General features: G+C 61.6%; 11 protein-coding genes. 4 read left to right on the top strand and 7 right to left on the bottom strand.

Annotated elements, in window-relative coordinates:
- Positions 1–106 precede the first annotated feature (106 nt).
- Positions 107–2,959 carry a sensor domain-containing diguanylate cyclase gene (locus tag C7S18_RS03555; protein ID WP_106890248.1) on the bottom strand — a complete coding sequence of 951 codons (2,853 nt, stop codon included), beginning with the start codon at positions 2,957–2,959 and terminating at the stop codon, positions 107–109.
- A 488-nt stretch (positions 2,960–3,447) separates the two neighbouring features.
- Entirely contained in the window at positions 3,448–5,025 is a 1,578-nt protein-coding gene (locus tag C7S18_RS03550) for a protein adenylyltransferase SelO (RefSeq protein ID WP_106890247.1), read from the bottom strand.
- A 304-nt stretch (positions 5,026–5,329) separates the two neighbouring features.
- Here C7S18_RS03550 and C7S18_RS03545 point away from each other — a divergent pair, with 304 nt between their 5' ends.
- Genes C7S18_RS03545 through C7S18_RS03530 form a run of 4 tightly spaced genes read left to right on the top strand, consistent with a single transcriptional unit; the run spans position 5,330 to position 9,563 of the window.
- Positions 5,330–5,788 carry a (2Fe-2S)-binding protein gene (locus tag C7S18_RS03545; RefSeq protein ID WP_106890246.1) on the top strand — a complete coding sequence of 153 codons (459 nt, stop codon included), beginning with the start codon at positions 5,330–5,332 and terminating at the stop codon, positions 5,786–5,788.
- Between the two features lie 10 nt (positions 5,789–5,798).
- Positions 5,799–8,015, top strand: a complete 2,217-nt coding sequence (locus tag C7S18_RS03540; protein WP_206207970.1) for a xanthine dehydrogenase family protein molybdopterin-binding subunit — start codon at positions 5,799–5,801, stop codon at positions 8,013–8,015.
- Between the two features lie 7 nt (positions 8,016–8,022).
- The gene (locus tag C7S18_RS03535; RefSeq protein ID WP_170113083.1) at positions 8,023–8,964 is read left to right on the top strand and encodes an XdhC family protein; all 942 of its coding nucleotides are present in this window, start codon (positions 8,023–8,025) and stop codon (positions 8,962–8,964) included.
- Positions 8,961–9,563, top strand: a complete 603-nt coding sequence (locus C7S18_RS03530; RefSeq protein ID WP_106890244.1) for a nucleotidyltransferase family protein — start codon at positions 8,961–8,963, stop codon at positions 9,561–9,563. Before C7S18_RS03535 ends, C7S18_RS03530 begins: the two co-directional genes overlap by 4 nt.
- Positions 9,564–9,618: 55 nt before the next feature.
- Here C7S18_RS03530 and C7S18_RS03525 read toward each other — a convergent pair whose 3' ends face one another.
- The 5 genes from C7S18_RS03525 to C7S18_RS03505 form a co-directional block, all read right to left on the bottom strand.
- A complete protein-coding gene (locus C7S18_RS03525; protein WP_106890243.1) occupies positions 9,619–10,086 on the bottom strand; it encodes a PaaI family thioesterase in 468 nt (155 codons plus the stop codon).
- On the bottom strand, positions 10,083–11,114 hold the full coding sequence (locus tag C7S18_RS03520) for an NADP-dependent oxidoreductase (protein ID WP_106890242.1): 1,032 nt from the start codon (positions 11,112–11,114) through the stop codon (positions 10,083–10,085). Before C7S18_RS03520 ends, C7S18_RS03525 begins: the two co-directional genes overlap by 4 nt.
- Positions 11,111–11,938, bottom strand: coding sequence for an oxidoreductase (locus tag C7S18_RS03515; protein WP_106890241.1), 828 nt, complete (start codon positions 11,936–11,938; stop codon positions 11,111–11,113). The genes C7S18_RS03520 and C7S18_RS03515 overlap by 4 nt, the downstream gene beginning before the upstream one ends.
- Before the next feature lie 84 nt (positions 11,939–12,022).
- Positions 12,023–12,604 carry a TetR/AcrR family transcriptional regulator gene (locus C7S18_RS03510; protein ID WP_106890240.1) on the bottom strand — a complete coding sequence of 194 codons (582 nt, stop codon included), beginning with the start codon at positions 12,602–12,604 and terminating at the stop codon, positions 12,023–12,025.
- A 303-nt stretch (positions 12,605–12,907) separates the two neighbouring features.
- Positions 12,908–14,857 (bottom strand): proprotein convertase P-domain-containing protein, encoded by a 1,950-nt coding sequence (locus tag C7S18_RS03505; protein WP_170113082.1) that lies wholly within the window; start codon positions 14,855–14,857, stop codon positions 12,908–12,910.
- Positions 14,858–15,104: the final 247 nt, after the last annotated feature.

The following is a 15,104-nucleotide window of genomic DNA, read 5'->3' as shown; positions in this document are numbered from 1 at the left end:
CGTCGTTTGGGTGCACCAATCATTCGGCCTGGCCGATTGAAACGACCAAGCCCGCCCACCCGGCGGGCTTGGTCGTTTCGAGGTCATGACGGGCGCTGTCGTGCCCTCAGGGCGGATCGAGCAAGCCGGCCACCACCAGACAATTACGCCCCTGGCTTTTGGCTTGGTAAAGCGCGTGGTCAGCCGCGTCAATCAGCTGATCCGGACGCACGTGGCGCGCCGGATCAAAACAGGCAAGGCCAATACTCACGGTAATGCCGTAAGCGCCATGCTGCACGGTCTCCCGCAGATGCTCGCCGGTGGCTCGCGCCTGCGCGCACTCGTCGAACAACAGCACAGCAAACTCCTCGCCGCCATAGCGCGCTAACAGGCCCTGTCCGGCGAGTGCCTGCCGCATCAGATCGGCGACTTGCCGGAGTACTTCGTCACCCCGCAAATGGCCGTATTCGTCGTTGAACTTCTTGAAGTGATCGACATCGATCATCAACAGCGCAAACGGCGCGCCATCGCGCCTCGCCAACAAGAGGCGCTCGTCGAGTTCGCGATCGAACACGCGCCGATTCGCAACACCAGTCAGTCCGTCGCGATCTGCCTGCATCTTGAGTTCTTGATTGGCCTGCTGCCACATGGCCGTGCGTTCGTTAACCAGCCGATCGAGGGCCGCATTGGATTCGGTCAACCGGCGCACATGTCCGCGATACCAAAGCGCAATCAGCAACCAAAGCAGCGCAATGCCGGCGATCAGGCCGACCATGCGCGAGCCGTTGCTTTGATACCAGCGCGGCGCGACCTCGAACGCCAGCGCGTTCACCCGCTCGGTTTCGCGCTCGCCGCGCCGTGCCCGCAGATCGAGTTGATAGTGTCCAGGCTGCAAGCCGCTCAGATTCGCCGCTGACAATTGCGAATAGGGCGACCAAGTGGCGTTGGCGCCACTGAGGCGAAACGAGAACTCGGCCGGTTCCGTCACAAACAGCAAGCCATCGCTAAAATCGACTTGCAAGGTATCCGGCCCGTACCGGACGGTTGCGGTGCCATCCAGCGGCAAGTCATGCGAGCGCTTTTTGCCGGCTTGCTGAAACCCAGTCACGCGCAAGGATTGCGGCTCTGTTGCCAGCATCGCGCGCGGCGGCCCCATCATTTGCCACAGCTCTGGTCCCCGTACGACCAACAGGCGACCATCCGGCAACAACGTAGCCGCGCGATAGTCAATCACACCCTTGCTGCGCCGGAGCAGCACTTCCCATTCGCCACCCGGCTTTTTGAACAGAATCTGTTCGTCGCCCAGGCTCCACCAAGTGCCGTCGGCAGCAGCGCTGACGTCGATGCGCTCGTTGCGGTCGATCAGGTTCTGGAGACCGAGCGTGTCGTCCGGTACAAACCGCTGCCCATCAAACCGCGCCAGCTTTCCGACGGTCGACACATAGCACTGACCTTGAAACTTGAACAACAGCGCCGGTTGCTTGGCCGGCACGCCCTGGTCAGGCGGAACCTCAATCAGTCGAACCGGCCGGCCTTCGTCCAGTTCCACTTCATACAAACCCAGGCGGCCGTTGCTTGCGAAGAGCTTCGACCCGCATTCCGACACGCGCCGGAGCAGCACACCCGGGCTGTTCGTGAAGCCATGCATCTGCCAACCGAGCGGCCCGCCCCGGTTGAGTCTGGCCACCCCATGCTCGCTACCGATCCAATAGCCTGTTCCATCCTCGGTCGGCACAAAGCTGCGGGGATACAAATCATTGGGTGTCAGTGGCGTGACCACGCCGTCGCGAATTCGCATCACCGCAAAGGTTTCGGCGAACAACAGGTCCTGGCCGTCCTGGATCAACGCCCAACCCTCGCCGGCTGTCCAGTCTTCATCGACGAAATCCGATTCGACGCCGTGCTCGCCATACCGCGCCGACTGCGCCCCGGACGAGCCGGTGATGTACAGTCGATCGTTGATCAAGACCGCGCTGGTCTGGCCGGAGATCAAGCCATGGCGCGCATCAACGATACGCCACTGCACCGGCCAGGTCAGCCGATAGACGAAACTGTCGTCGACGACGACAATCCGCTGTCCATCCTGAATTTGCAGATCGGGCAGATAGCCGCTGCCGAGCTCTAGTTCGTTGAGTTCACCGGTGTCGACATTCAACACGCGCAATACGCCGTCGTCACCCGAAAACGCCATGTGGCTGGCATCCAATTGCCTGCCTGAGACCAGACTCCGGAATGCGGGCTGCATCGGCAGATTCTCGGACTGTCCCAGCACCGGATTCAACCAGCTCATCTGGCCGTTCACTTCGAACACGAAGTATCGGTCTGCTGCAAATTCGCCAATGGCCTGCACCAGCGTCGTGGCATAGCGTTCGCTACCTGCCATTACGGGACCGAACGTGTCGCCCTCCAGAGGTCGAAAGCCGCCACCATCACCACGGAACTGCAACCACAGTTGGTCGCCGATCAGAAACGGCATGCCGAACCGGCCGGGATGAAACCAGGTCCCCAGGCGATGTCCCTGGTGATCCAATTTGAATAGATGCTTCAGCGCACGGAGATAAATGGCGTCGTTGGACTCGACGATCTCCCAGATATCGGCAACTCGCTCTTTGGCAATCGCATCGGCGAAGTCAGAACTCAGGTCAACGAACCGGTCCTGGCCATTCGGCAACCGCTCGAGGTAGCCGAAATGATCATAGCCCCCGACCCAGACCCGGCCGTGCTGATCGATCAACAAGCTTCGAATCGGCGCTGCATCGGCCAATCCGAGGCTTTGCCAGCGCGATCCGTCAAATCGGTGCAGGCCGGTGCCCGTGCCGACATAAACATCGTTGCCATGGCCAATGGCAAGACTCATGACTTGCTCGCCGAACGGCAATGGAATGGTTTCGGCAGCAGGTCTTGGCGGCACAAAATCGCGCGCCAAAGCGAATTCTGCCAGGCAGATCAGGATCCCTGCACACCAACGCTTCCAGCTCATGATCTCCCTGCACTCGCGATTCTTGCCTGCCTGCCGGCCTAGTGACTCGAAATCCCTGGCTGATCGGTCCCGACCACACCAGCGCCACCCCAAGCCGCAGGGTGCAGCATAGCGCTTTTGAAGCACCCTGCCCGAACCCGCACCTTGGCGGTTCAGATGGATGAATTCAAGCGCCAAACCCTGCCGCCGCGAAAGTTGAAGATTTGGCCGCGGTGGCCAGATCCGCGCGACGCCAACCGAGTTCGCGCTTGCCTTGTCCGGAAGCCCCAATAGGGAAAACGCCCGCCCAAACGCAATCCGCCGGGGCAGACCCCGGTGTCTGTCCTGATCTCGCCTTGAACCAACATCGCTGCGCGCGATTGCACGAATAAAGCAACGGCGCGGCCGATTGTGGCGTGAAACAAGCCAACGGCGATACCGAAACCGGGCAGACGCAGGGGTCTGCCCCTACGGAACCGCACGTCGCAGGGAAATTGGGCCGCGGATGGCTACGAGCTACAAGACAGCATGGAACAGCCGGGTTTGCGCGACGCCCAGTCTGGTCGAAGGGCCGTCAGATCCTCCGCATCTGGCTGTTCCGCATAAGGATTCTGCAGTACGTGCTGCAGGCGCCCTAGTGGTTCCATATCGCCTGCGGTGGCGGCATCGATCGCCTGCTGCGCCAGGTAATTCCGAAATACGAACTTGGGGTTGTGCTGCTGTATCGACGCTCGGGCGGCAAGCGGGTCTACCGAATCCTGCAGGACAAGGTATTGCTGCAACCATGCCTGCCAAGCCTCGTGTTGGATGGTGCTTTGGTCCGGCTGGTAGCGATGTGCGTCCAGATGTTCCCGCCAATAGGCAGGCTCGGTCGCCGCACGAGCCGGATTCAAGGTCATCAGACTCCGGAAGAAGCGCGTGAAGTCAACCCGGTCGGCCGCCAGCAAACGAAAGAGCTCGGCCAGCCAGGCATCCAGGTCGGCCTGCATGGGCAACCCAAGTTTGCCGAGCGTGAATTTCCGGTGCGTCTCGGTAAACACCTCGGCATAACGCTTTAGACCAAACTGCAAGGCCTCAGGGTCATCCAGCAATGGGGCCAACGCCTGTGCTAGGCAGTACAGATTCCAATGCGCAATCTCTGGCTGCCGGCCATAGCAGTAGCGTTTGCCAAACGCGTCCGTGGTGTTCGGCGTCCACGCTGGGTCCACCTCTTCAAGCCATCCATACGGACCGTAGTCGATCGTGAGTCCGAGGATGGACAGGTTGTCGGTGTTCATCACCCCATGCACAAAGCCGACGCGCATCCAGTGTGCGATCAAGACCGCCGTGCGCTCAGCGACTTCAGCAAACCAGATCGGTAGACAACTCTCCCAAGGCTGGTCCTGCCACTGCGGAAAATGCTGTCGCAGCGTCAGGCGCAACAACGCTTCCAGCAACGCCGTATCGCCGCGACGAGCCGGCAGTTCGAAATGACCGAACCGGATGAAGCTCGGCGCCACGCGGCAGACAATGGCGCCAGGCTCAGGCGCTGGGTGCCCGTCGTATAACATGTCGCGAACCACCGCGTCCCCAGTGCGAATCAGACTCAAGGCTCGTGTTGTCGGAACGCCGAGATGATGCATTGCTTCGCTGCACAGATACTCGCGCAAGGACGAGCGCAGCACGGCGCGACCATCGGACCCGCGCGAATAGGGCGTGGGACCAGCGCCCTTCAGTTGCAGCTCTTGCCGACTACCATCGCCCGCCGTGATCACCCCGAGCGAGATCGCCCGACCATCGCCGAGCTGACCGGCCCAGTGTCCGAACTGATGACCGCCGTAGTTGCTCGCCAGCGGCATCATGCCCGGCCAGAGTTGATTCCCGGAAAAAGGTTGCAGGAAGACATCGGATTGCACTAACGCGTCGGAAAAGCCGAGCGTGTTGGCCACCGGTTTCGACCAGGCGAGCAAATGCGGCGCGGATACCGGCGTCGGCAACACGTTCGAGGCAATCGCGCCCAGGACTTCACGTGTCCAGTTGCCAGCAACCGGATCGATCGGCAAATCAGCGAAGGGCGACGCAAATGTCGGCAGGTTCCATGTGGTCATTCCGTGAGCATGCCTGATTGCCGACTGGACAGCCATCCCGACGGGCATCTGCAGGAACCAATCGCGAGCGCGGTGTTCAGGGAGATCAACGTGAAGACCTCATCACAGCAATCCGACGCTCCCGGCGCCACTGGCTGCTCTAGCGCGCGTTCAGTGCTGGATCGACCGCCATGTTGATGCGATCGCCGGGGCGTGCCTGCTAGAGTTGCAACGAGCAGCGGCGATGGCCGCTGAACCTTCTGGTCGCCGTGTCTGCTGCGCACGGCGCACTGAATCATCTCCGGTTTCTTTGGGAGCAAAGGGCATGGCGTTCGAACTGACGATCAATGGCAAGACGGTGCCGGTCGATGCACCGGCGGATATGCCGCTACTCTGGGTGCTTCGTGACATCGCGGGACTGACCGGCACAAAGTACGGTTGCGGCATGGCGCAATGTGGCGCCTGCACCGTGTGGGTCGCGGGCCAACCGACCCGGAGCTGCCTCATTCCGGCCAGTGCGCTCGTTGGGCAATCGATCACCACGATCGAGGGCGCTGATTCCGACGTCGCGAAGGCCGTGCAAACGGCCTGGATCGAACAGGCCGTGGCCCAGTGTGGTTATTGCCAGAGCGGACAGGTGATGTCGGCCATTGCGCTGCTCGAGCGCAACAAGGCCCCTTCTGATGACGACATTGACGCGGCGATGAACGGCAATCTGTGCCGCTGCGCCACCTATCAACGCATCCGCGCTGCGATCAAGCAAGCTGCGGCGACTCTGGCCTGAGGAGATTCCGATGTTGCATCCCCGGATTTTGCCAAACGTGCTGGCGCGTCGTCAGCCACAATTGAACCGCCGCCAATTTCTCTTTGCGGCGGGGATGGTCGGCACCGTCATGGTCGTCGGCTGCAGCAGCGATGCGCCGAGCGATTCTGCTGCGACCCCACCTGCGACGGATGCCACCACGAATGCGGGCCCGTCACCGTTCGCCGCTTACGTCGGTATTGCGGCAGATGGCACCGTCACCGTGTATTCCAGCCAGTTCGATATGGGTCAGAATGCCTATCACGGCCTGGCCACGCTCGTTGCTGAGGAACTCGACGTCCCACTGACACGCGTGCGCGTCGAAGGCCGCGCGGGGAATCCGAAGTGGTATGGCAATGCGATGATGGGTGGCGCGTTCCAGCTCACCGGCGGTTCGAGCAGCATGATGACGTCGTGGGATCGCTACCGGCAGGCCGGCGCGATTGCGCGCGAAATGCTCAAAGCCGCTGCCGCCAAACAGTTTGGCGTTTCGGCGGCAGAATTGGAGGCCGCTGACGGCAAGATCACACACGCTGCCAGCAAGCAATCGGCTGACTACGGAACATTGGCGGCCGCTGCGGCGGCACTGCCCGTCCCTGCCGATGTCGCATTGAAGCCCGCGGCAGCCTGGACTTTGATTGGCAAGGACTCCACCGCACGCATCGACAGCGTGCCGAAATCTACCGGCAAGCTTGAATTCACGATTGATACCCGCCTCCCCGGCATGGTCTTTGCCACCATGCTGCACAGTCCGCGCTTTGGCGGCACGGTCAAGTCGGTCGATGATCAGGCGGCACGCGCAGTGCCTGGCGTCACCGATGTCGTGACCGTCAGCCGCGGTGTGGCCGTCGTCGCCACGAATACCTGGGCCGCATTGCAGGGCCGCAAAGCACTTAAGGTGGAATGGGACTTCAGTGCTGCCGAAACCCGCTCCACCGACGCGCTGTATGCCGAGCTTGAGAAGGCCGCTGCTGGTCCCGGCAAATCCGCGTTGAATCGCGGTGATGCTGCGGCGGCCCTCGGCAAGGCAAAGCAGGTCATCGAAGCGGATTACCGCTTTCCATACCTTGCGCACGCGGCGCTGGAGCCGCTGAACGCAATCGCCCATCGCGACGGCGATACGCTGCATCTGTATGGTGGTCTGCAAATGCCGGACGCCGTGCAAGGCGCCTGTGCGGCCATTGCGGGAGTTCCGCCGGAAGCGGTGGCACTTCATGTCAAGCAAACGGGCGGCGGCTTCGGTCGCCGCGCCGTCCCAGATTGCGACGTGTTTGTTGAAGTGGTCGAGATCGCCAAGGCGATTCAATTCCGCGCACCGGTATTGCTGCAGTGGTCCCGCGAAGCCGACATGGCGGGTGGCCGCTATCGGCCGATTCATGTCCATCGCGTGCGTGTCGGCATCGATGCTGACGGCCAGATCAGCGGCTGGCAGCACCATGTTGCCGGTCAGTCGATTTTTGCGGGCGGCCCGTTCGAAGGCATGATGAAGGATGGCATTGATCCGTCGTCGATCGAAGGCATCGACGACACGCCCTATGCGCTGCCCGACTTGAGTCTCGAAGTCAGCCGCCTGGAGTCCAAGGTGCCAGTGTTGTGGTGGCGCAGTGTCGGCCACACGCATACGGCCTACGTGATGGAAACGATGATCGACGAGATTGCATCGGCTACTGGCCAGGACCCGGTTGCGCTGCGCCTCAAACTGTTGCCGGCCGGAGCGCGTCAGCGCGCCGTGCTGGAAAAGGCTGCTGCCGAGGCCGGCTGGTCCAATCCCGTGGCAGCAGGCCGTTACCGCGGCGTCGCGGTGCACCAGAGTTTTGGCAGTTTTGTCGCGACGGTCGCCGAAGTGTCGAAGCAAGCAGACGGCAGCATCAAGGTCGAGCGCTGTGTGGTCGCAAGCGATTGTGGCCTGGTGATCAACCCGGACATCGTGCGCGCGCAGATTGCAGGCGGCACGGGCTTCGGGCTCGGCGCGGTCCTCGGCGAACAGTTGCAGATCGCCGATGGTGGTGCCGTTCAGCAGAATTACGATGGCTATCGACCGCTGCGGCTCGTGGACATGCCCGAGGTGGTCGTGCATATGCTGCCCTCGGCCGAGAAACCCACGGGAATTGGCGAATGTGCGGTACCGCCAATCGGACCAGCCGTCGCGAATGCCATCTTCCAAGCCACAGGCAAACGTCTGCGGCACCTGCCCTATCGACAGGCCTGAAACCAGCATGGTGGCGTGGCCCGACACCTGGCGGTCGCCAGCACCCACGCCCTTGCATCTGTTGACGGCCGCGCATCAGCGTGGTGAGCGCTGCGCACTAGTGACGGTGCTGGGCATCGCGGGAGGTGCGCCGCGCCGACGCGGTGCGCAACTCGCGGTGACCGAACATGGCGAAGTCGCTGGGTCGCTCTCTGGCGGCTGCCTGGATGCCGCGGTGATCGCCGAGGCCCATGCGGCGCGGGCCGATGGTTTGAGCCGGCGCATCCGATTTGGTGCGGATTCGCCTTATGTCGATGTGGTGCTGCCGTGCGGCAGCGGGCTCGATCTGCAGTTCGATGGCGCGTTGCCGATTCACACGATAGACCAGATCGCCGCTGCACTCACTGCCCGCACGCTCGTGTCGCTTCGCTGGGAATCCGCAACAACCCCAGCAACGCTCAGCAATCCAGAAGACGCCGACGTCGTCGTCCCGCCGAGCATGCGCTTGCTGATCGCCGGCGCGAGTGAAAACCTTCGCGCCATGGCGCTGTTGGCGGCTCAAGCGAATATCGACGTCCTCGCGCTGACCCGCGACCAGGGCTTGCGTCAAGCACTCGCGGCAGCCGGTATCGACGCTCAAGAACCCGTCGAATCGCAATGGCCGGTGCTTCCGATTGATGCTTGGACAGCGGCACTGACACTGTTTCATGAGCATGAGCAAGAGGTGCCCTTCCTACGTGCGGCCCTGGCAAGCCCAGCATTTGTCGTCGGCGCCATGGGCAGTGTCCGCGCGCAGACGCAACGATTGGACCTTCTGCGTGCAGCCGGCGTTGATCCGACCTCGCTTGCCAGACTGCGCGGCCCGTTTGGGCTGTTATCCCGCACGCGCGATCCAAATGAGCTTGCGATTTCGATGCTTGCCGAACTCTGGCAGCACTGGCGCCAGTTTGCGTTCAACGAACCAGAATGACTGACCGGGCCGTCGTCATTCTCGCAGCGGGGGCATCACTGCGCCTGGGTCAGCCGAAAGCACTGGTGTCCTTTGCTGGTCAAAAGTTGCTCGCGCGTGCTGTCGAAGCAGCAAGCGGCGCAGGTGCCGCGGCGTGGTTCACCGAGTCAGACGCGCAGTCACTTCTGAGCGCGTCTCTGCCATCGGCATTCGGCGCGCGTCGTCTGTCCGTTTCCAATGCGGACGAAGGCATGTCCGCGTCACTACGAGTCGCTGCCACGACCGCCATCAGCGACCACCGCATTCAGTTCCTGTGCGTACTGCCCGTCGATCAGTATGCCGTCGATGCGCGTTGGCTCTCGGCCCTATTCGATCTCGCTCTGCAGTATCCGAATCGAATGGTCGCCAGCACAATCGCCGGCCGTCGCGGTGCGCCTGCGGTGTTTTCACGCGGACGCTTTGCCGACTTGTTGACGCTGTCCGGCGACCGCGGCGCCAGAGAGTTGCTGCGCACTGCGCCAGACGATGCGGTCATCGATTGGCCCGCGCCATGGCCACCAGGCGATGTCGATACCATTGCAGACCTCGCCGTCATGGCGAGCTGGCAGCCGCCGTCTTAAACGCGCAGTAAGTTCGCGGCTGATGATCGCGCGACGCGGGCGATTGCGCATGGTCTCACGGTCGCCGATCCCTGATGAGTAGCGTTGACGAGGCGGAAGCGAACAATTTGCCACCTGCATCGAGCAAGCGCGCTTCCGCGTAAGCAACGCGTCGACCCATTGAAACGACTCGGCCTTCGGCACGAACCTTGCCGGTCTGATCGGTCAGTGCATGGTGATAGGCAACCTTGATCTCGAGTGTCGAGTAGGACTGCCCCGCCGCCAGACTTGCGTGCACCGCGCAGCCACAGGCGGAATCCAACAGCGTGGCGGCGTAACCGCCATGAACCATGCCGATGGGATTGTAAGCGTGCTGCCCTGGCACGCCCTCGAATGCAGCGAATCCAGTGTCAACTGCGACGAGAGTGAACTGCAACGACTCGCCGATCCCTGGCTGTCGGCCCGCAGCCATCAAGGCGCGCAGTTGTTGCACACCCGTTAGGTTCACGCCGTCGTCCCCCAGCAATTCGTGGATCATGCTCATGAGGAAGCTCCCGGGTCTGCGCTGCTCGGCTTCATGCTAACGACGACCTTGCCTTTCGCCCTGCCCGTTTCCACGTAAGCCAAAGCATCAGCAGTCGATTCGAAGGGAAAGACCCGGTCGAGCACGGGCCGAATCGCGCCCGAGTCAACCAACGCTGCGATTTGCCCTAACTGATCGCCTTGGGCGCGCATGAACACAAACGAGTAGTGAACCCCAAGCCGTTTCGCTTTTCGTCTGATGCGGTAGCTCAATAGCTTCATGACGGACACCATTGGCCACGACATCCCCAGCGCCCTGGCAAAGTCGGCATCAGGTGGGCCCGAGATCGATATGAGCTTGCCACCCGGCTTCAGAATTCGCAGAGATTGCTCCAGCTGATCCGCACCCAGGCTGTGCAGCACGACGTCGTAGTCGCGGAGCACGGTCGCGACGTCTTCCTTGCCATAGTCGATGACCACATCGGCACCGAGGCTCTTCACGAGACCGATGTTGGCGTTGCTGGTGGTGGTCGCGACAAATGCACCAAGGTGTTTGGCCAGCTGGATCGCAAGCGTCCCAACGCCACCCGACCCGGCCTGGATGAACACTCTTTGACCCTTTTGCAGATTGGCGCGCTCAACCAGAACTTGCCATGCGGTCAAGGCGACCAGTGGCAGCGACGCGGCCTGTTCCATCGACAGCGACTCCGGCTTGGTGGCGACGTCCGCCTCGTTCACCGCAATGTAGTTTGCGAAGGTACCAATTCGATTTTTGTCGGGTCGCGCGTACACGGCATCACCTGGCTTGAATCGGGTGACGCGTGCACCCACACGGCGCACGATCCCGGCCATTTCGTTGCCCAGGATCAGTGGGAGACGATAAGGGAGGACGAGCTTGAACTCGCCGTGCGCAATCTTGGCGTCCAGAGGGTTGACCCCGGCGGCATGAATTTCGACAAGAACATCTTGCTCGCCAAGTGTTGGTTCCGGCATGTCGCGGATCGCGCCATGGCCCTTGCGTCCGTATCGGTCCAAAACGTAAGCCTTCATGACGACACCCCGACGTCGAGTCCCAAGTCTTTCCGGATTCCCCGGTCCAAGATCTTTGCCGGCGCGAAGCGCCGCAGCAGCCGGAGCCGGCCGGCCAGTGTGCCTGCGGTATAGCGGAGATCTGGCTGCTTTGCCGCGGCGGATTTCAGCACGGCCTTGGCCACCACGTCGGGTGCATCGGCGTTGACCATGATCTGCTGAATCGTTTTCGCCAAGCTCGCGCGAATGTCGGCGTACGCGCCGATCGGTCGGTCAGGTGGGATCATGTTGGCGTCAAACTGTGTCTTCGTGTAGGCCGGTTCAATGACGATGACGCGAACGCCGTGCGATCGCACTTCATGGTCGAGCGATTCCGAGTAGCCCGCAACCGCATGCTTCGTTGCTGCGTATAGAGCGGCGTACGGCATCGGCAGAAAGCCGAGGACCGAGCCAATGTTGATAATTCGGCCTGCGCGTTGTTGCCGCATTTGCGGGAGGACCGCTTGGGTCATCCGAATGAGGCCAAAGAAATTCGTATCGAAGATGGCGCGAGCTTGAGCCATGGAACTTTCCTCGGCACCTGCCGGTGCAATGCCAAAGCCAGCGTTGTTGACGAGCAGATCGATTCGGCCCTCGCGACGAATGAGTTCGGCGACTGCGGCATTTACCGAATCGTCGCTGTTGACATCAAGAATGAGCGTCTCGAACGACGGGGGTGCCGTTGCGGTTCGAGTTCGGCTGGTGCCGTAGACTTTGTATCCAGCCAAGGCCAACTGTTCTGCGGTGACGCGACCGATGCCCGACGATGCGCCGGTCACGAGTGCGATAGGGTGAGTGTTGTTCATTTGCGACAGGTCCTCGACAACTGAGTGGATATGATGCTCATCATATTTGTGGGCGAAACGACGTCCGCTCCAGCTCACTGGGCGTTAGGGATGGGGTGGCAACAGGTGGTTCAGCGCAGCATCGCGCAGGGCTTCAGATAGTGCTGGGTCATCCACGGCACGCGCCAGCACGAGCGCGCCGACCAAGGTGGCTGCTGTCGCCAGCGCCCGCTCATGCGCAGATGGCTTGCCCCAGTCCGGCATCTGGCGCGTAAACAGGTCGATCATCTCCTTGATGCGCCGGGTCGCGGCCCGTCGTACTTCGGACGCCTGGCGTGGCATTTCCGAGCCAAGCGCGGCAATCGCACAGCCCGTCTCGATATTCTCGACGTGAGCATCCGACAGATAGGCCTGCAGCATCTCCCGCAGTGCGTGTTGCGGTGGCGAGGCGTTCGCGATCTCGGTCATTAGCGCCACTGCTTCCGAACCTGCCCGATCCGCGGCTTCGACCAGCATGGCTTCACGCGAGGCAAAGTGCGCGTAAAAGCCGCCATGCGTGAGCCCGGCGTCCTTCATGATGTCTGCAACACCGGTCCCATGGTAACCGCTACGCCGGATTGCCCGAGCGGCGGCGTCGACGATCCGGTCGTGGGTAGCATTCTTGGCGCTTGGCGTTTGCTTCTTCATATGATGGTCATCATATTCCTCATCTGCTAAAACACAATAGGCACCGGAAGACGCAACCGGCTGCCGAAACAGGGAGCGGTTCGAGCCGTACGGACGCCGGGTGTGGCAGCCGCATTCATCCCCGACCATCTAACGCGCGCTCATTCCGGAACACGCCCGAGCTCAATCTCAAAGCCCGGAACGCTCGAATTCGTGCTGCCAACACCCAGATTCGGGGCAAAAAAAAGAGCAGGCTGTGTCGCCACAGCCTGCTTTTTCTGTCACGAGTGGACGACCGCATTCGTCTGCGGCCGATCGCACCAATCAGAAGTTCACCGACCAAGAGTTGATGTAGCCCACGTCACCACCCGCGTTGTCGTTGACGCGCAGGTTCCAAGTGCCGTTCAGCACTTCGGACGACACGTTCAGCGTCACGGTCTTGTTGATGTTGTCCGTGCCACCACCGGTGCGGTTGTGGATGTTGTACAGCGTGCCATCGGGTGCCACCAGATCCACTTTCAGGTCGCCCTGGTAGGTATGCACGATCGCGACCGTCACCGACGCGTTGTTCGGCGCATTGCCGGTGCGACCAGACACGGTGATCGGGCTATTGACCGTCGTGTTGTCGCTGATCGTGTAGTCCGTGGTGTTGGTGTACGTCTGACGTCCGCCCGTTGTGCTGACTGTTACCGATTGCGTGCGCGTGTTCGTCAAACCACCATTGTCGGTCACCGTCAGCGACACACTGTACGTGCCAGCGGCACTATAAGTCTTGCTCGGGTTCGTCGCCGTGCTCGTCGTGCCATCACCAAAGTTCCACGAACGCGACGCAATCGAGCCGTCGCTATCCGTGGAGGAATCCGTGAAGTTGGCGGTCAGACCACTAGTCGTAACGCTGAAGTTTGCGGTCGGCGCGACGTTGCCCGAAGTACCGGGGCGATAGCCGTTCAAGGTCGTGGCACCACTCGGGCTCAACCAGTTCGACAGACGCGTGGCATTGGTGCCGCCACCCGTCCAGGACACCGATAACCGACCATAGTAGTCAGAGAGATTGTTGCCGCACGCGGCCGACCCGCCGTGCAACTGGCCGACCAGGCGCTTGTTCTGGTCCCAGAGGCCAGAACCCGACGAACCGCCTTCAGTCGTGCCTTGGTCCCAATCATTCACGCGCCAGTGTGACGTTCCGGCCGCGCCGCTGTAACCAGAAACAGTCAGCGCATTGTTCTCGACCGCAATACGCTTTTCGTGACCAGCTGGATGATGAATTCCCACTGCCGAACTTGGAATGGCACCGGTCGCGTCCCAACCCGAGAAGTACGGATTGGCACCCGCCGGTACGTTGCTGTTCAAGCGCAGCAAGGCGAAGTCGCTGGCGGCATTCGTTGCCGTCAGCGTCGTGCCAGACTGCGAGTGCGTCGCGATTGAACGCGACAGCGGCGTACCACTGGACGACGAACCCGGCGTCCGGCAGGTCGAACTCTGGTAGTTCCAGTACACGACGATGGTGCTGGCCACGGTCTGCGTGCTCACGCAGTGATTGGCGGTCAAGAAATAGGGCGTGCTGTTCAGACTCGTGTTACCGATCAGGCTACCCGTACACACATACGAGCTGCCGCCCGAGCTGAATGTGTAGTGGCCGACCGAATCGATCTGATCGCGCCATGCGTCGCCCGCTGGGCAGATCGTATCGACGTTGCAGGAGCCTGACTTGGCCTGATCCTGATCAAAGAGCCCGCGGTAGCCGTGCGTCGCGCTGGCCAGTTCGGCAATGACCGCGCTCTGTTGGGCGGCATCAACATCGATCTGCAGCGTGGCTCGCTCGCCAGCCACGTAGGGTGTCCAGAATTCACCGCCAGTCGTTTCGGCGGACTGAATGGTGCGGGCGTTCCCCTTACCCGTCCCGAGGATGCGAAGCGTGGCGCTCTCTGGCAGGCTGAGCTGCGAGAAATGGAAGTCGAGCGAGGTCGCGGCCGGCGACACCAACGTCATCGTCCAGCGCATGCGGCCTTTGCCCAAGTTGCGCCATTGCCCGTTGGTTGAACTGAGATTGACGGGAACCTGCACACCGTAACGATAGGGACCGCCGACCGTCTTGCCGTCCTCTGTTTTGATCTTGGCCATATCTGGTGCCGACAACATGATGTCATCGCCCAGACCTTCTTGCTCGGTGAGCGTGTTGCGGCTTTGCGCCAACGGGTTGGCCAACACGCTGGTTGAAAACAGGCCGATGGCCAGAGCGGTCGTCAGAACGGAACGGCGGGATGAATAATGCATGTGCAACGAACTCCTCCAAGTACGATTCTCGTTATCGCTGCCGATACGTTCGGCAACGCCCTTTGTGTTGGTGCCGCTTATTGTTTCGCTACCCGATTGCGCAACCATGGCTCATTGCGTCACGCGACGCAGAAGCACGTGTGGTGCGATTCGGGCGGACAGCTTCTATCGCTGTCGCTGACGCTCGGGCAGAGGCCAGTACGAAGACCAAGCACTGCCACCCAAACGCCGAGCGCCCGGTTTTATA

Origin of the sequence: Ahniella affigens, assembly GCF_003015185.1 — a bacterium.
Lineage (GTDB): Bacteria > Pseudomonadota > Gammaproteobacteria > Xanthomonadales > Ahniellaceae > Ahniella > Ahniella affigens.
Note: the sequence above shows the minus strand (reverse complement) of the source record. Positions and strands in the feature narration are given on the sequence as shown.